The organism is Peptoanaerobacter stomatis, from assembly GCF_000238115.1.
Classification (GTDB): Bacteria; Bacillota; Clostridia; order Peptostreptococcales; family Filifactoraceae; genus Peptoanaerobacter; species Peptoanaerobacter stomatis.
Genome location: NZ_JH414551.1, coordinates 135,222 through 154,062, shown reverse-complemented (window position 1 = coordinate 154,062; position 18,841 = coordinate 135,222). Strand labels below are relative to the sequence as shown.

The 18,841-nt window shown below is 31.2% G+C and carries 16 protein-coding genes, 1 other RNA gene and 1 pseudogene; all 18 read left to right on the top strand.

Annotated elements, in window-relative coordinates; all coding sequences use genetic code 11:
- Window positions 1–63: 63 nt before the first annotated feature.
- Entirely contained in the window at window positions 64–2,562 is a 2,499-nt protein-coding gene (locus HMPREF9629_RS05660) for an ATP-dependent Clp protease ATP-binding subunit (RefSeq protein WP_009525413.1), read from the top strand.
- On the top strand, window positions 2,562–3,971 hold the full coding sequence (gene radA / locus HMPREF9629_RS05655) for a DNA repair protein RadA (RefSeq protein WP_009525412.1): 1,410 nt from the start codon (window positions 2,562–2,564) through the stop codon (window positions 3,969–3,971). The genes HMPREF9629_RS05660 and radA overlap by 1 nt, the downstream gene beginning before the upstream one ends.
- Window positions 3,972–5,052, top strand: a pseudogene (locus tag HMPREF9629_RS05650) (PIN/TRAM domain-containing protein).
- A 185-nt stretch (window positions 5,053–5,237) separates the two neighbouring features.
- Window positions 5,238–5,714: a 2-C-methyl-D-erythritol 2,4-cyclodiphosphate synthase gene (gene ispF, locus HMPREF9629_RS05645; protein ID WP_009525409.1), complete on the top strand. Its 477-nt coding sequence runs from the start codon at window positions 5,238–5,240 to the stop codon at window positions 5,712–5,714.
- Window positions 5,715–5,871: 157 nt separating this feature from the next.
- Window positions 5,872–6,210: RNase P RNA component class A (gene rnpB / locus HMPREF9629_RS11310), an RNA gene on the top strand.
- Window positions 6,211–6,542: 332 nt separating this feature from the next.
- Window positions 6,543–6,941, top strand: coding sequence for a flagellar basal body rod protein FlgB (flgB, locus tag HMPREF9629_RS05640; protein WP_009525408.1), 399 nt, complete (start codon window positions 6,543–6,545; stop codon window positions 6,939–6,941).
- A complete protein-coding gene (gene flgC, locus HMPREF9629_RS05635) occupies window positions 6,941–7,384 on the top strand; it encodes a flagellar basal body rod protein FlgC (protein ID WP_009525407.1) in 444 nt (147 codons plus the stop codon). Before flgB ends, flgC begins: the two co-directional genes overlap by 1 nt.
- Window positions 7,385–7,398: 14 nt before the next feature.
- Window positions 7,399–7,692: a flagellar hook-basal body complex protein FliE gene (gene fliE, locus HMPREF9629_RS05630; protein ID WP_009525406.1), complete on the top strand. Its 294-nt coding sequence runs from the start codon at window positions 7,399–7,401 to the stop codon at window positions 7,690–7,692.
- A gap of 204 nt (window positions 7,693–7,896) precedes the next feature.
- A complete protein-coding gene (gene fliF / locus HMPREF9629_RS05625) occupies window positions 7,897–9,468 on the top strand; it encodes a flagellar basal-body MS-ring/collar protein FliF (RefSeq protein WP_009525405.1) in 1,572 nt (523 codons plus the stop codon).
- A gap of 16 nt (window positions 9,469–9,484) precedes the next feature.
- Window positions 9,485–10,516, top strand: a complete 1,032-nt coding sequence (gene fliG / locus HMPREF9629_RS05620) for a flagellar motor switch protein FliG (protein ID WP_009525404.1) — start codon at window positions 9,485–9,487, stop codon at window positions 10,514–10,516.
- Complete coding sequence (locus HMPREF9629_RS05615) at window positions 10,509–11,315, top strand: FliH/SctL family protein (RefSeq protein WP_009525403.1); 807 nt, start codon at window positions 10,509–10,511, stop codon at window positions 11,313–11,315. The genes fliG and HMPREF9629_RS05615 overlap by 8 nt, the downstream gene beginning before the upstream one ends.
- A gap of 2 nt (window positions 11,316–11,317) precedes the next feature.
- Entirely contained in the window at window positions 11,318–12,631 is a 1,314-nt protein-coding gene (fliI, locus tag HMPREF9629_RS05610) for a flagellar protein export ATPase FliI (protein ID WP_009525402.1), read from the top strand.
- A gap of 14 nt (window positions 12,632–12,645) precedes the next feature.
- Entirely contained in the window at window positions 12,646–13,083 is a 438-nt protein-coding gene (gene fliJ, locus HMPREF9629_RS05605; RefSeq protein ID WP_009525401.1) for a flagellar export protein FliJ, read from the top strand.
- A gap of 16 nt (window positions 13,084–13,099) precedes the next feature.
- Complete coding sequence (locus tag HMPREF9629_RS05600; RefSeq protein ID WP_009525400.1) at window positions 13,100–14,371, top strand: hypothetical protein; 1,272 nt, start codon at window positions 13,100–13,102, stop codon at window positions 14,369–14,371.
- A 25-nt stretch (window positions 14,372–14,396) separates the two neighbouring features.
- A complete protein-coding gene (locus HMPREF9629_RS05595) occupies window positions 14,397–15,785 on the top strand; it encodes a flagellar hook-length control protein FliK (RefSeq protein ID WP_009525399.1) in 1,389 nt (462 codons plus the stop codon).
- Between the two features lie 14 nt (window positions 15,786–15,799).
- Window positions 15,800–16,483: a flagellar hook assembly protein FlgD gene (locus HMPREF9629_RS05590; protein WP_009525398.1), complete on the top strand. Its 684-nt coding sequence runs from the start codon at window positions 15,800–15,802 to the stop codon at window positions 16,481–16,483.
- A gap of 300 nt (window positions 16,484–16,783) precedes the next feature.
- On the top strand, window positions 16,784–18,205 hold the full coding sequence (locus HMPREF9629_RS05585; protein WP_009525397.1) for a flagellar hook protein FlgE: 1,422 nt from the start codon (window positions 16,784–16,786) through the stop codon (window positions 18,203–18,205).
- A 426-nt stretch (window positions 18,206–18,631) separates the two neighbouring features.
- Window positions 18,632–18,841 (top strand): flagellar FlbD family protein, encoded by a 210-nt coding sequence (locus HMPREF9629_RS05580; protein ID WP_009525396.1) that lies wholly within the window; start codon window positions 18,632–18,634, stop codon window positions 18,839–18,841.

Below are 18,841 nucleotides of genomic sequence, written 5' to 3'. Positions count from 1 at the left end.
TCTGTTTGGAGTTGTAAGTGATATATTAACTACTTGCTATTATTTTAAAGAAATTTATAAAGGATGATAAAAATAGAAACATTTACTCAATTTAGTAGAAGATTGTTGAATTTGGCTGCTCAAGAGGCAAGCAAATTAGGTCACAATACAGTTGACAGTGAACATATTTTGATAGCTATAAGCAGACAGGAAAAATCTCTTGTAGGTAGAATATTATCAGAACATAATTTATATACGGACGATATAGTGCAAAAAGTATTGGAAAAAAATGAAAAAGGTGTTGTTCCGAGCAATGTTTTAATATATGCAAGCGATATAAAAGATATATTTGAAGAATCAATTTCCATTGCAAATTCGCTATCATTTGAATTTGTGGGTTTAGAACATGTACTTATAGCTATACTTGGGAAAAAAGGCATTGCAACAGATATATTGAATAATAGTGGTATATATCGAGATGATGTTATAGATGAGATAATAATAGCTAAAAAAGAATTTGATAATATAAAGCAAAAAGTAAAAGACATATCTGAGTATAATGAGGTTCAAGAAGATTATGGAAGAAACATATATAAAAAACCTCCTAAAATAGGTAGAGTTTTGAACAGATATGCGACAGATATAACCAATAATGCTGAAAATGGAGAATTGAACATAGTTGTAGAAAGAGAAGAAGAGATAGAAAGAATAACTCACATATTGGCAAGAAGAAACAAGAACAATCCTGTTTTGGTAGGGGAAGCGGGAGTTGGAAAGACATCTGTAATATATGCAATAGCACAAAATATAGTTTCAAAAAAGGCTCCAAATATTTTAAGGAATAAGCGTATATTTCAGCTAAATATGCCTCTTGTTGTGTCAGGAAGCAAGTATAAAGGTGAGTTAGAAGAAAGAATTAGAAAGATAATTGAAGAAGTAAGTAGCAGTGAAAATATCATTCTGTTTATAGATAATTTTCACAGCATTGCGATTTTAAGTAATCAAGAGAACACGTCGGAAGCCGGCAATATGATTAAAAACGCTCTTGCAGAAGGGAAATTGCAAATAATAGGAGTCACAAGCGCATCTGAATATAAAAGATATATAGAAAAAGATGATGTTATAAAAAGAAGAATACAAGTAGTTCAAATAAAAGAACCATCAGAAGAAAAAGCTATAAAAATGTTAATGGCTGTAAAACAAATTTATGAGAACTATCATGATGTAAGGATAGAACAAGATGCTATAGAATTGGCTGTAAAATTATCAAAGAGATATATATCGACTATGTATTTACCTGATAAAGCTATAGATATAATAGACGAAGCGTCTGCAAAATTGAAATTGGCAAGAGATGAAGATTATTATGAAATAGATGAAGTACTAAAAAACATAAAAGATGCGAAATTTAGAATAGCTAAAGAGGTCAGAGAAAATAACATACAAAATGTTTCTATTATAAGAGACGAGATACTGGACTTAGATCGAATTATGTCATCCATATCAGATGAAAGGCTTAAGATATACAATGAAAAGAAAATCTTAATGAAAAAAGACATAGAATGCGTGGTCAGTGCAATAACAGGTATACCTATTGAAAAACTTACAAAAACGCAAGAAGATAAGTTGCTCGATATGAGAAAAAATATATCGAAATATGTAATAGGTCAAGATGAGGCTGTATTAAGCGTAACAAGAGCAATACAAAGAGCGAGAACAGGGCTTAAAGATCCTAAAAAACCTATAGGCTCATTCATATTTTTAGGACCTACAGGTGTTGGAAAAACTCAGCTTGCAAAAACTTTGGCAAGGGAACTTTTTGATGATGAAGACGCTATGATAAGAGTGGATATGAGCGAATACATGGAGAAGTTTGATGTAAGTAAAGTTATAGGCTCTCCTCCGGGATATGTAGGTTACTCTGAAGGCGGACAGCTAACAGAAAAAGTTAAGAAGAAACCGTATTGTGTACTGCTGTTTGATGAAATAGAAAAAGCACATCCTGATATATTCGATTTACTTTTACAGGTTTTGGATGAGGGACATTTAACGGATTCTCAAGGAAGAAAAGTAGATTTTAAAAATTCAATAATAATAATGACATCAAATATAGGAGCTTCAGCTGTAAAAAAACAAAATAATTTCGGATTTTCAAATCAATCTTTTGAAAAAATAAATGATGATGTGTATAAAAACTTGGAGAAATCATTTATATCAGAGCTGAAAAAATATTTTAAACCGGAATTTATAAACAGAGTTGATGAGATAGTAGTATTCAGACAACTTGAAAAAAATGATATATCAAAGATAGCCGGAATAATGATAGAAAGGCTTCAAGAAAGGTTGAAAGATAGAGGCATACATTTAATCATACAAGACAGTGCGATAGAGACTATTGCAAAAGACGGTTATAATCCGGAATATGGTGCAAGACCGCTACTGCGTACTATACAAAAAATGCTTGAAAATGAAATTGCTCAAAAAATATTATTGGAAGAGATAAAAGATAATTCTTTTATAAATGTAATAGGAAACAAAGACAGTCTAAGCTTTGAAATAATAAACGAAGATAGTGAGGAATAATGGCAAAATTAAAAACAAAATACGCTTGTGAGAATTGCGGATATGAAACATCGAAATGGTGGGGAATATGTCCGAGATGTTCTACAGCGGGCACATTGAAAGAGGAAGTATATACACAAAAAAGTAAAACGATAGAAAAGCAAGTAGAGTTGATTACACTTGGAGAGGATGTTTCACCTATAAAACTCAGTGAGGTTAAGGGACAGGAATATGTTAGGTTTTCTACCGGTATAAAAGAATTTGACAGAGTTTTGGGAGGCGGTATAGTAAACGGCTCGCTTGTGCTCATAGGAGGAGATCCCGGTATAGGTAAATCTACGATACTGTTGCAGTTGACAAATAATATAAGTGATAAAAAAAATGTGCTTTATGTATCAGCGGAAGAATCATTGGAGCAAATTAAATTGAGAGCTGACAGGATATTTGAAGAAGAAGCGGATTTGCTTATAATAGCACAAACAAATCTGGAAATTATAGAAAAGCAAATATTGGATATAAAACCTGATGTTGTAATAATAGATTCAATACAAACTATATCATCAACAACTCTTGATTCTTTGCCGGGTTCAGTTTCTCAGGTAAAAGACATAGCTAACAGACTTATGAAAATATGTAAAAAAGAAAACGTATGTTGTTTTATAGTGGGACATGTCACAAAAGACGGTGCTATAGCCGGTCCGAGAGTTTTAGAGCATTTAGTCGATACTGTTTTATATTTTGAGGGTGAAAAATATAATTCATACAGGATGATAAGAGCTGTAAAAAACAGATTCGGTTCAACCAATGAATTAGGCGTCTTTGAGATGACTGATAAAGGACTTGTGGAAGTGGATAATCCATCAAAGGTATTATTGTCAGGGAGTGATTCTAATGAAGCAGGTACAGCCATTGTAAGTTGCGTAGAAGGAACAAGACCTATGCTTGTTGAAATACAATCTCTTGTCATATCAACAAACTTTCCTTCGCCACGAAGAACAGGAACGGGAATAGATTATAACAGATTAAATATGTTGCTTGCAGTTTTGGAAAAACATGCAGGAATTTTGATACAAAACTATGATGTATATGTCAATTTAACAGGCGGCATAAAACTTAATGAACCTTTTATAGATTTGGGAGTGATCATTGCCGTTGCATCAAGTTATTATAACATTCCTGTAAAAGGATTGCTTGCTATATGCGGTGAAGTAGGGCTTACAGGCGAAATAAGAAACGTGAGTTTTGTACAAAATAGAATAAATGAAGCTGAAAAATTAGGCTTTGAAGAGATACTCATACCATATTCAAATTTAAAAGACATAAAATTAAAAAATAAAAATATAAAAATTACAGGAGTAAAGAATATAAAACAGGCACTTGATTGTTCTATATCAAATGTAAAAAAAGTAAAAAAAGGAGGTGAAGAATAAATGATAAAAAAAGCCATAAGATGGTTTATAGGAATAGGTGGAGGTTCAGTAGGGGTTTTAATATATTTTTTGATGTACAACATACTTGAAACTGTAAAACCTGCTTATATGTCGAAATCTATATTTGACGTAGCTATGCTGACAACATTATTTATTTTATTTGGAATTATATTTTATTTTATAGCGCCTTTTTTTGATGAAAAAAAGCCAGCAAATAGCAAACTATATACAAAACGAAGTATCTAAAATACCACTTCCTGAAATGATAACTACAATATTCGGTTTTATAATCAGTATAGTAATAGCTTATTTTGTTACAAGCCCTATAAAAGCAATACCTTTTGTTGGAATACCTTTAACAATAGCGATATATATATTTTTGGGATATATAGGCAGTAATATAGGTAGAATCAAAAAAGATGAAATAGCTAAATATATCCATAGCAAAAGGATAAGCTCAAGAGAAAAAATCAACAAAAAAACAGTTAATGCCATGCCTAAGATATTGGATACAAGTGTTATAATAGATGGCAGAATAGCAGATATAATAGATACCGGATTTATTGAAGGAAAGGTTATAATACCTACTTTTGTATTGGAAGAATTAAGACATATAGCTGATTCAGCAGATGATTTAAAAAGAGTAAAGGGAAGAAGAGGATTAGATATAATAAATGAAATTCAAAATAAATCCAATGTTACGGTAGAAGTTAATGAAACTAAATTTGATGTTGAATACGAAGTAGATATTAAATTGTTGAAATTGGCAGAAAAATTAGGAGGCTCGGTAGTTACTAACGATTATAATTTGAACAAAGTAGCTCAGATACAAAATGTAAAAGTATTGAATGTAAACGAATTGTCAAATGCAGTCAAACCGCAGCTCGTATCAGGCGAACAGATAAACGTTCAAATAGTAAAAGAAGGAAAAGAAAATTCTCAAGGAGTGGCATATTTAGATGATGGGACTATGATAGTTGTAGAAAACGGTAAAAAGTTTGTAGGCTCAAGCATAGAAGTTGAAGTTACATCAGTATTGCAAACTCCGGCAGGAAGAATGATTTTTGCGAAAACTAAATAGAGTATAAAATAAAGGTGTTTTTTATAAACATCTTATTTTATATTTTATATATAATAAATACTTATATAAAAAATGTTGCATTGGAATGTATTTGGTTAATGGATATTTTTTTTAAGAATATATTATCTAAGTAAAATATCGATAAGATTTTTTATTTATAGAAAATGTGAAAGTTGAGGATTATTATGAGAGTAGGAATAGGGTATGATGTACATAAATTTGAAGAAAACAGGAAGCTTATAATTGGAGGTGTAAATATACCATATGAAAAAGGGCTTGAAGGACATTCAGATGCGGATGTTCTTATACATTCTATAATAGATGCACTGATTGGAGCTGTGAATAAAGGAGATATAGGCACTTTGTTTCCTGATACGGATGATAAATATAAGGATATAAACTCTATGTTGTTGTTAAGAGAAGTAAAAAAAATAGTGACAGAAAATAATTTTAAAATATCCAATATAGACAGTATAATAATAGCTCAATCACCTAAAATGTTACCCTATATATCAAAGATGAAGAAAAATATTGCCGAAGTGTTGGATTTAAATCCCGAACAGGTATCTGTGAAAGCCACAACTACAGAAAAATTAGGTTTTGAAGGCAGAAAAGAAGGTATAAGCTCTCAAGCTGTAGTATTATTAGAGAAAATATTATAAAAATAAAAAAAGAAAATGTTTATTTATTGACTATTTAATAGAAAATATTATGCAAAATTTGTTAAAAAATACAATATTTTTATAAATTATTGAAAAAACTGTAAAAAAAAATAAAAAAATAATTGAAAGATTATTTAAATAATAGTATAATATCAGAAGAGTAAGTTGAATAGTCGCATACTCTATGTATGAGGAAAGTCCGAGCTTTATAGAGCGAAATGCCGGATAACGTCCGGTGGAGGCGACTCCAAGGCAAGTGCAACAGAAATAAACCGCCTATATTTTAATAGGTAAGGGTGGAAAGGTGAGGTAAGAGCTCACCAAAAGACAGGCGACTGTCTTGTTATGTAAACCCCATTTGAAGCAAGACCAAGCAGGATATAATAAGAAATTGCTCGTTTCTATCCGTAGGTAGGTCGCTGAATATCATAGGCGACTGTGATAGTAGATAGATGACTATTTTAAACAGAACTCGGCTTATAGATTTGCTCTACTACATCTAAGGTGTGTAATTTCTTATTATACACCTTTATTTACATATATTGATATTGCAGTTTAACGGTCTTTGGCTTTTAGTAATGCTTTTTATTTATAGTACATACATTGAAATAATTACTTAAATAAATTAAAGCTTACATTTTGATGTGATTTTTACTTGTATAAATTTTGCTGATATTTTTATATAAAAATTTAAAAATAAATAATTTTACACTTTATTTAGGACATTAATTATATAGCTGTTTGAGTGATTATATATTTAATGTCTATTTTAAAAGCTTTAAAAGCAAATATTTTTTGTTGTATCAAATATGGAGAGGAAAATATTTTATGGATTCAGCTTATATAGGCATATTATCGAAAGCGCTGAACGCATATAGTATGAGAAGTGAAGCGATAAGTAATAATATAGCCAATGTAAATACTCCTAATTATAAGAGGAGTTATGTAAGATTTGAAGAATATCTTGCAAAAGCAAATGATGAGTGTACATTAAAAGGAGCAAAGACAAATTCGAGACATATAGATATACCGTCATTAAAAGGTGACACTTTTCCAACAGTTGTCAAAGATAATTCCGTTAGCACAAGAGAAGACGGCAATAATGTCAATATTGACACGGAAGAAGTTGATAGTGTGAAAAACTATATAAATTATTCTATGATTGCGGATTCTATGACAGGATATTTCAACTCGCTTATATCAGGTATAACAGGAGGTAGAAAATAATGTCCATATTTTCAAGTATGAATATAAATGCTACGGCACTTACAGCTGAAAGAGCAAGAATGGATATAATATCTAAAAATATAGCTAATGCACAAACGACAAGAACTAAAAACGGACTCCCGTATAGAAGACAAGTTGCCGTATTTGCCGAGGCGGACGGTAATATGTCGAGTTTTAACGCTATTTTAAACAATAAAAGACATAAAAAAGATAAGGGCGGAGTAGAACTTGTAGGGGTAGTAGAAGATAAGAGTGATTTTAAAATGAAATACGATCCCGGACACCCTGATGCTGATGAAAACGGATATGTTAAAATGAGTAATGTTGATTTGATAACGGAGATGGTTGATATGATATCTTCACAAAGATCATATGAAGCAAGTGCAACTGCTGTAAATACTTCTAAGGCAATGTTGCAAAAAGCCGTTGAAATTGGAAGATAATTTGAGGAGAGAAAATGGTAAACAAAGTCAGTGATATTATTCCTTTGAATGATATAAAAATCATAAAAAAGGAAGAAACAAACAAGGATATAAATTTTTCCGATTTTCTGAAAAAAGCTATATACGAAGTTAATGATGCAAAGAAATATCAAGAGGAATTGACACAAAAATTAATATCGGGAGAATTGGAGAATTTGCACGAATTATCAATAGCAAGAGGTATTGCCAATGTTCAATTCAGTGCACTTTCAGAGGGGATATCTAAAATTGTCGACGCATACAAAGAAATATCAAGAATACAAATTTAAAACAATTTTTTAATCATCAGCAGTGTACTTACATAATATCTGCTGATGATATATTTTTTAATTTAGATATAATTTTGTAAGAATATTTATGTATACATACTTTTTAATATTATTGTATAAAAAATAGTATAATAAATTTGTTTGTTTTGATATATTTTAAGTAAAAAAGCGTCTTATTTTATAATAGACACAGGAGTGTTCGTTTTGGAAAATATTAATAATGTAAGAAATTCAATAAATCAATATTTGGAAAAATATTCAAGGAGACAGATAATAACTGTAGCTGTCTCAACCTTAGCGATAATTGCAATAGTTACTTCGCTGATATTATATTTGACAAGAACAAAATATGTGCCGTTATACAGTAATCTTGATTTGAATACAATGAGTACGGTAACTCAGAACTTGGATGGTTTGGGTGTGAAATATAAGATAGAAGGACAAAATTCGATACTTGTTCCGGAAAAAATAAGAAATAAAGTAATGGTTGACTTAGCAGGCAGAAATTTGCCTAATGCCAAGTTTGATTATTCGGATTTAATCAAGATGAATTCGATGTTTATGAGTGATGACGAAAAAGAAACGGCAAGACAATATGCTCTTACAAACCAGATATCAACAGTTATAGAATCTATCGATGCGGTGGATAAAGCATATGTAAGTTTATCTATACCGAAAAATTCGGAATTTGTATTAAATGAGAATAAACAAATTTCAAAGGCAAGTGTAATGTTGTCTTTGAAATCCGGTAAGGAGCTTGATCAAGATTCTATAAACGGAATAGCATCAATAGTTTCAAGTTCTGTGGAAGGATTGCTTCCTGAAAATGTTACAATACATGGACCTAACGGTCAAGTGCTTAATGTAAATTCTGAAAATAAAAATGACTCTATTCAAGCAAAAAGTAATTTGGAAATGCAAGATAAGGTGAAAAGTGATATAGAAAAATCATTACAAAATTTTTTAAGTCCTATGTTCGGATATAATAACATATCTGTTATGGCATCAGTCAAACTTAACTTTGATAATGAGCAGACTCAAACAAAAAGTTTTTCGCCGCCTGTTGAAGGAGAAACTTCGGGACTTGCAAGAAGCGAGCAGAATTTAAAAGAACAAGTCGAAAATAAAAAAGATGCTTTAGGAACTCCGGGAGTTACAGCAAATAACAATGAAGCCGGCGGAACAACCAATTATGTTACGGTAGATGAAAATGGAAATTCAACATATAATAGAAGTGAAAGTACCATAAATTATGAATTAAACGAGATTGTAAAAAATGTGGAAAAAGCGAAAGGGACTATAGACAGCATAACTGTTTCTGTAATTTTGAATAAAGATTCTTTAGAAGGCGGAGAACTTACAGATGAGAAAAAAGCTCAAATAGTAAAGTTGATAACCACAGCCACAGGTCTTAATACAAAATCTGTAGAAGTGTTTGCAGAAAGCTTTAACAAAGATATGCAAAATCAAATGGCTGCATCCGACAATTACGGTATACCGTTGTGGCAATGGATTGCAATAGGAGTTATAGCGTTCATACCTATAGCGGCATTGTTGATTATTATGTTATTAAGAAGAAGAAATAGAAAATTGGAAGAAATGGCAAAACAAAAAGATAATTTAAGCGCAGAAGAAAGGGCAAGAAAACAAAAAGAAATAGAAACAATAGAATTGGACATAAAAGAATCCGGAAAGAAGAGAAGTATAGAAGAATTAATAAACAAAAATCCGGAGGTAGTAACACAATTGTTAAAAACATGGATAGAAGAAGAATAATAAAGAGGTGGAGAACTTGGCAAAACAACAAGCCGCTCAAAAAGAGCCTATTAAGCTGTACGGGAAACAAAAAGCCGCAATACTTATGATAAGTTTAGGACCGGAATATTCTTCAAAGATATATGGGCATCTCAGCGACGAAGATATAGAAGAAATGACATTGGAAATAGCGAATGTTAAAAAAGTGGATCCTGAATTGAAAGAAGAAGTGTTGGATGAATTTTATGAAATGTGTATTGCACAAGATTATATATCAGAGGGCGGTATAAATTACGCAAAAGAAGTTTTAGAAAAATCGCTTGGAAAAGAAAAAGCCTATGAAGTTATAAACAAACTTACGGCATCTTTGCAGGTAAAACCGTTTGATTTCGCAAAAAAAGCTGATGCCGCTCAGCTTGCTAACTTCATTCAAAATGAGCATCCGCAAACAATAGCTCTTATATTATCTTATCTTGATTTTGAAAAATCCGGTCAGATATTGTCATCGCTCTCACAAGAAAAACAAATAGAAGTTGCAAGAAGGATAGCTACAATGGACAGAACGTATCCTGAAATAATAAAAGAAGTGGAAATTGTACTTGAAAAAAAATTATCAAACATAGTAACTCAAGACTATACAAAAGCTGGAGGCATAGATGCGATTGTAGAAATTTTGAACTCTGTGGATAGAGGAACTGAAAGATATATTATTGAAAATCTTGAAGAATCGGATACAGAGCTTGCAGATGAAATCAAGAAAAAAATGTTTGTATTTGAAGATGTTGTCAATCTTGATTCAACAGCTATACAAAGATTTATCAGAGAGGTTGAAAACAGTGAACTTACTATTGCTCTTAAAGGTGCAACACCTGAAGTTGCGGAACTTATATTTGCCAATATGTCTAAACGTATGGCAGAAATGATAAGAGAAGATATGGACTTTATGGGTCCTGTGAGACTGAGAGATGTAGAAGAGGCGCAACAAAATATAGTAAACGTAATAAGACGACTCGAAGATGCAGGAGAGATAGTAATTTCAAGAGGTGGAGGAGACGAGCTAATTGGATAAACTTATCAAGTCCGGTTTTATTGAAATAGATGAAGTATTTGTTGTCGGAAATAAAGAGCTTAGAGAGGAAAATGCAAGTTCTTCGGAAACTTTGCATAAGATAACTGCAAATACGGAAAATGTAGAAGACGGTGAAGAAAAAGAAGTTAAAATTAAGATAGAAAAGTTGGAACAACTCAAAATAAGGCTTCAAAATGAAACTCAAGAGATGAATAGAAATGCTACAGAGCTATCTAATGAGATAATATCAAGAGCAAATTCAGACGCTAAAAAGATAATAGATGATGCAAAAGTTGAAGCCGGAAATATACTTATAGAAAGCAAGCAAAATGGATTTAATCAAGGATACGAAGAATCTTTGGAACGATATGAAATATTACTTAAAGAGGCAAGAGATATAATAGAAGATGCTGAACAATATAGAAAAAATACGTTTGCAAATCAGGAAAAAGAAATAATAGGTTTGGTATTGCAGTGTGTAAACAAGATATTAAGACAAAAACTGGATGATAGTGACGAAACTGCAACAAAATTGATTTTATCTTCTATTGAAGATATTACATCAAGAAAAAAATTAACAGTTAAAGTCAGCAGAGAAGATTTTGAAACTACATCAAAGTTAAAAACCAAGATATTGGCTATGTTTCCGGCTGTGGAAGATATAGAAATAAAAATTGTTGAAACATATTTAAAAGGAGATATGGAAATACAAAGCGAAGATGGAACGGTAAATCCATCCATAAAGGCTCAGTTTGTAAAACTTAGAGAAGAATTTTCTAAACTTCTTGAAGGGGAATAGCTATGGAAATATCATTGAAAAAATACAGTGATAAATTAACTGATACAACACTTGTACAATATAAGGGAAGAGTTTCAAAAATAGTGGGGCTTACTATAGAATCGACGGGACCGCAGGTGAAAATCGGAGAGATGTGCAAAATATATCCGGTAAAATCAGAAGCTCCGGTTATGGCGGAGGCTGTAGGCTTTACGCAAAATGCGGTTTTACTTATGCCACTTGGAGATATGCAAGGCATAGGACCGGGAGCTACTGTAGTAGCATCAGGAAACAGTCTTGAGGTTCAAGTAGGAGAAAGTCTTCTCGGTCGTGTACTTGACGGATTGGGTAACCCTATAGACGATAAAGAAGAATTGAAATTGAGCAGAGCTTATCCTGTGAACAATACTCCTCCAAATCCTTTGTCAAGGAGCAGAATAAGAGAACCTTTGCCTCTTGGAATAAAAGCTATAGACGGAATGCTTACTTGTGGAAGAGGACAAAGAATAGGAATATTTGCCGGTTCCGGGGTAGGAAAGTCTACTTTGCTCGGAATGATTGCGAGGAATACAGTTGCAGATATAAATGTCATAGGGCTTATAGGAGAAAGAGGAAGAGAAGTAAAAGAATTTATAGAAAATGACTTACAAGAAGAGGGTCTCGCAAGATCTATAGTTATAGTTGCTACATCGGATCAACCGGCGCTTGTCAGGAAAAAAGGCGCATTGTTAGCTACATCTGTAGCTGAATATTTTAGAGATCAAGGCAAAAACGTAATATTGATGATGGACTCTCTTACAAGATTTTCTATGGCACAAAGAGAAGTCGGACTTGCGATAGGAGAACCTCCTGTTACAAAAGGATATCCGCCTTCGGTATTTGCGGAATTACCTAAACTTTTGGAAAGAGCCGGCAATTCCGATAAAGGTTCAATAACCGGTCTTTACACTGTGCTTGTAGATGGAGATGATATGAATGAACCTATTGCAGATACCGTTAGAGGTATATTGGATGGTCATATAGTGTTGTCAAGAACTTTAGCAAATAAAAACCATTATCCGGCTATAGATGTTTTAGCTTCAGTATCAAGAGTAATGCCTGCTATAATGGATAAAGAGCATATGTTGAAAGTAGGTAATATAAGAGATCTTATGGCTACATATAAAGACTCTGAAGATCTTATAAGCATAGGTGCGTATGTCAAAGGAACAAGCAAAAAAGTAGATATGGCCACTGAAAAAAATGATGAGATTAACGATTTTTTAAAACAGGATATTCATGATAAATTTTCTTTTGATGAAATAGAAAATATGGTTGGTAAAATAATCCAATTATAAACAAGGTGATTTAATTGAGTTATAAATTTAGATTACAAAAAGTGTTGGATGTAAAAGAAAAAGCTGAAGACAATAAAAAAAATGAAGTCTATATAGCGAACAAAGAATTGTTAAAGGCAAATGAACAATTACAAGAGTTAAAACTTGAACTTACACAAAAAGGTATAGAAAGAGAAGAAAAAAATAAAAAAGGTACTTCTATAATAGAGGCTATTCAACTCAACAAATATATTGATTATTTATGTTCTTTAATAAAAATAAAAGAACTTGAAATATGTGAATTAAATAAAAAATTGGAAATAAAAAAAGAAGAATATATAGAGTCAAGAAAAGAAAGAAAGTCCTATGAAAATTTAAAGGATAAAGATTATGCAAGATATATGACTAAAGAAGCAAAAGAAGAAGAAAAAATCATTGATGAAATAGTTAGTTTTTCAAGTAGAAAGTTATAATTAAGGAGTTATAAAAGTGAGTATTGAAAATGATGTGTTGCCTGTAGAGAAAAAAACGTCTATATTTACGACCATAAAAATAATATTAGCCGTATTACTTGTTTTTCTTACTATAATAGCAGGAACGGCAGGAGTTTTGTATTTAACGAATAATAAAGTAAAAAAATTTATAAATACACAGATAAAACAATACCAAACAAGACAGGAACTTAAAGCCAAAGCTGAAGCGAAAGGTGTAAGTGATCCGAGAATATCCGAACTTGCCAAATATTATTTACAGATGGATGAAGAACAGATAGCTGATAAGCTGATTGATATAAAGAAGAGCGATAAAAAATCATATGAAAAATTGTTGTCATCAATGATGATAATAAATTCTGAAAAAACTGATAATGTAAACGAGCTTATAAAGAAATTTGAAAGCAAAAAAGATATAATAAAAGACGAATATGAGAAAATGGAGCTTGCAAAAGCTGATGAAAATAAAACTACATCATCTTATTATACATCTTTAGGAATAAAAGGAGCTATAGATGCAATACAAAGCGAATTACAAACTACTATGAATTATGACAAAGTATCATCAGCATTGGAGAATATGCAGGCAAAAACAGTAGCAAGAATATTACATTATACGAACCCTATATATATTGACGGTATAAAAAACAGATTCGGCAACGAATTTTTAAAGTCTGTAGAAAGAGAAATGCAAATATATTCAGAGTTTTTGAGAAAAAATTTGTCATTAGGTCAGTTATACTCAAAAACGGAAGAAAAAATTGCGGCTCAAAAATTACAAGATGCGGAAAGTTTCAGTGATGATCAACTTGCGGTTATATTTTCAAATATGGATTATTTAAATGCGGCGAGAATATTAAATGAATTCTCGGACGAAAATAAAGTTCAGGATATATTGATGGAAATTAAAAATATAGAAGATTATCAAATGAATTTTGACGGAAGCTATTCAACTGTTGTAGCAAATTCTATAAAAGTGCTAAAAAAATATGAAGAAGATGTCGATATACTGAAGAAGGCATATGAGAAAATGCAGGCTGCCGATTTGGCGGATGTTATAGATAAGCTGGCAGTAGATAATCCGGTTTATAAGACTTATAAAATAGATAATGTAAGGAATTTTTCTATAAGTGAAAAACAAATGGCAGTAGATACGCTTAAAAAAATGAAACCTGCATTAGTAGGAGAAATTATTGCACAGCTTAAAAATAATGACAAGATTGATAAAGCTGCATTTTTGAGTAGAGAATTGGGAATACCTGAGCCTTAAAAATATTATTGATGGGAGGTATAAATTGGAAAAGATAACACAAACAAGTGTTTCATCAAGTGCTTCGTCAGCCATAATGGATTTATCTAAAAATCTTGCTAACAACAACAAAGCGGACGCAACAAAAAATAGTTTTAAAGACTATATAAAGCCGGTCAATTCGAATCAAAAATATGAATACAAGAAAAAAGATGACTACAGGCAAAACGAAGTGAAAAATGATGATAAGAATCAAAAAGTTCAAGATGGAGATAATAATACAGACAAGATGTCTGATAAAAAAGATATACAAAATAAAAATGAGAAACAGGAAGATTCAAAAACAAATTTAAAAGATGAGGTGAAAAAGACCGATAATAACGATTCTGATAAAAAAAGCGTATATTCAAAAAAAGAAGAAGTGAAAAAAGATGTTCAGGAGGAAGAACAAAAAATAGCAAAAAATATAGACATTGAAAGTATTCAAAATGTTCTTAATATGATTATAAATTTTTCAAACGATTTAAACGAGATAAAAGAACAGCTTGAAAATATGCCGAAAGAACAATTGGAAGAAATAAAAACAGCTTTGGAAAATATTAAAGAAATACCTACAGAGCTGAAAGACAAATTATCCAAGGTTATTGAAAAATTGGAAAGCGGTGTAAAATTGGAAGATGAATTGATATCGGATTTTGCCAATCCCGATACTTTCAAGCAAATAACAGATTTTAAAAAGATATTTGATGACGTGAAGTTTGTTAAAGAAGATAAAAATACAAACAAAGAAGTTTTGCCGGTCAGTATAAATCAGGAATTGAATGATTTAAAAAATGAATTTGACTTATCCCAAAATTTGAAAAATATGGTGCAAGCCGGTGTTTCAAAAAATGAAGATGTCGAAAATATTTCTTTTAAGCAAGATGAAGTATATGATCCGAATATGAATGTTGCAGATATTAAAATCATAGGCAATTCCAACAGAATATTTAACACACCGAGGGTGTCGGTTGCAAATCCGCAACAAATACAAAACTTTTCTAAAATAATAGATGAGATGAGAATCGCATTTAGAGATGATAAGACTACGTTGAATATAAAATTGGAGCCGGAAACTTTAGGAAAGCTGAGCATAAAAATACATTCTGAAAACGGAGTATTGAGCGCTTCATTCTTTGTAGAATCCGATAAAGCGAAACAAGCGATAGAAAATCAGATGCAGTTGCTTGTAAAATCTCTTACGGATCGCAATATAAATGTACAAGATATAAATGTTCAGGTTGGACAAAATAATGAGGATTTGAACTATCACAAGAATATAATGGAGGCTATAAATTTCTCTAAAAGAGACAGTATAGGAAAGGTTAATATGGAAGAATTCGGTTCTGTTATAAATCCTTATTTGCAAGAAGATTTATTTAATGATTTAATTTAATCAGGAGGATTGATATGTCGATAGGAACAGTAATGTCTGATTCACTTATACAAGGCGCCCAATATACATCCGGAGCACCGGATAATAAGGCAAAAAAAACTGACGGAAACAAAGAAAAAAGTGATAAAACAAAAGAAAATAAAGCAAGTGATACAAATAAGACTTCAAATAGCGATAAGAAAGCTGATAATACTCAAGAAACCGATAAAAAAAATGAGCCTAAGTTTTATGATATATCTTCAAATGCAAGAAAAATGAGGGCAGAGCAAAAAGCTCAGGAAGATGCTGAAGCAAAAAAAGCAAAAAGAAAAGGAACGGATAAAGATGCTTTTATGAAATTGTTCATTGCTCAATTGAAAAATCAGGATCCTTTGGAGCCTTTAAAAAATGAACAATTTATAACACAAATGTCACAGTTGTCGTCAGTTGAACAGTTGACAAAACTAAATACATCATTTGAAAAATTTTCTCAAAAATTTGATGCAACAAATATGGTGAAAGCAATGGAAAATTTATCAAAAAAATTTGAGTCGGCAGATTTAACAAAGGCGATAAATAATTTATCAAAAAAATTCGATTCTGAAAATCCTAAATCTGAGTTTGCTCAATTTTTAAGCTTATATGAAAAAACTCATATAGGTCTTTTAAAAAAGATATCTGAGTTACAGGAAGAGATAAAGAATCTCAAAAAAGCATAATTATACAATTTATTTGATATAAAATGACGTATAATTAATATTTTTGTATAAATATAGGCAATTCGAATTTTAACATTAGATATATTAAGATAATATTATAATTTTTTGATTTTTAGGTTTACAATATAAGTGCAACACTTAATAATATAAATTTAAAATTATTCAGAGAGATTATAAATTTTCTTTCGGTTCTTAGGTTGACTTATTGTACAGAAACAATTTGAAATTATTTTTTTATATGTATGAAATTATTTTTTATATATTGCATACGGCATTATATAAGTAGGAGGATTTTTAATTATGATGCGTTCGATGAACTCTGCTGTTTCTTCACTCAAGAATCATCAGACAAGAATGGATGTTATAGGTAATAATATAGCGAATGTAAATACTGTTGCATTTAAAACAGGAAGGGTTACGTTTAAAGACACATATAGTCAGATGGTAAGAACCCCGTCAGGTCATAGCGAAAACAGAGGTGGTATAAATCCCGCTCAAGTAGGTTTGGGTATGAATATAAGCAGTATAGACAATGTAATGGAAAAAGGTACTGTGGATGTTACTAATGTAGGAACGGATGTCTATATAGACGGTGAAGGCTTTTTCATGGTTGAATCATCAGATGGAAGATATTATACAAGAGACGGAAATTTTAACGTAGACGAGGAAGGTTATCTTACAACTCAGGACGGTCGCTATGTAATGGGATATCAGGCTGATAAAGACGGCAATGTTATAGAAAAACTTAGCAGAATAAAAGTTCCTATAAAAGATATATTAAAACCTAAGGTTACTTCAAAAATGGCTATGGAAGGAAATCTGTCATCCAAAACTGCAAAAGGGATACCTGCTACGGGTTTTCCGAATACTTTAGCTACCATATATAACAAAGTTCCAGTAGATTCAAGTGATCCTTCAAAAGGTTATAAATATGAAATTAAACCTGAGTTTGCAAAAAATGAGGCTGCAGGCCGTGAAAGTATATTAGGTAAGACAACTACTACTGAAGTTATTGATTCATTGGGCGGAAAACATACGATTAGAATGGATTTTGTAAGGACAGCGGATCCTAATAAATGGGATGTATATGCTTTTTATGTAGACTCAAACGGATCTATGATACCGGCAAGTGGTACGACTGTAAATACAAATCCTGCGGCATCCGCTGACGGAAAGGCTTTAAGCGGATTGACATTTAAAAATACCGGAGGTGTGGATGATACATCTCCTAAAGAATGGTCATTTTCATTGACGCCTCCTAACGGTGCAGCTCCTATGACAAATGTAAAAGTCGATCTTAGCAAGCTTACACAGTTTGAGTCTCAGAGCACGGCGTTTGTAAAAGAAAATGACGGATATACATTAGGAGAATTAAATGGAATGAGCATAGGTTCTGACGGAAAAATTATAGGTAAATTCAGCAATGGAGATGTAAAGACTCTTGCTCAGATAGTTACGGCTACATTTGCCAATGTAAACGGACTCCAAAAAGAAGGAGATAATCTATGGTCTCCTACTCAAAACTCCGGAGATCCTAATATAAATGTACCGGGTGCAGGCGGAAGCGGAATGTTGCAATCAAATGCACTTGAAGCATCCAATGTAGATCTTGCTAAAGAATTTACAAATATGATAACTACTCAAAGAGGATTTCAAGCAAACTCAAGAGTAATAACAACAACGGATCAAATGCTTGAAGAACTTGTTAATCTAAAAAGATAACATAATATAAATAATTGAAGAATATTAAAAATAAGGATTAATAGACACATGGTGTAGTTATTATAATATTAGATGCAAAATATCATAATAAAAAAAGTGATATTTAATTGTTTTTATGTTATAATAATTATGCCATTATTTTTTAATTAATTCTTTAAAAACTGAAAATATATGGTATAATATATAAAGTTGTTATATTTTTTTGTTATAACGGTTTAATTTGCGGTATTGTTTTGTTATGGCATCAGTATGAAAAAAATTATTAAATTATAAAGATATATACCTATTTTGAAATAAAAATGTTATAATATTGAAATAATTTGTAATTTGTTTATAATTTACATAATATTATCTTTCTTTTTGTATTATTCAGCATTATTGATAATTAATATATTTTAATTTTTGTAATAGCAAAGGTAGAGTTTTATGATTGAGTTGACAAGGTTGAATGATGAAAAATTTTTAATTAACAGTGACTTGATTGAGATAGTGGACGCTAATCCGGATACGGTTATAACGCTTATAAATGAGCATAAGTTTGTAGTAAAAGAAGACATGGCTCAAGTTGTTCAAAAAATTATAGAATACAAGAGACAAGCCGGTCTACAAATAAATGTAAGGAAAAGAGAGGTATAA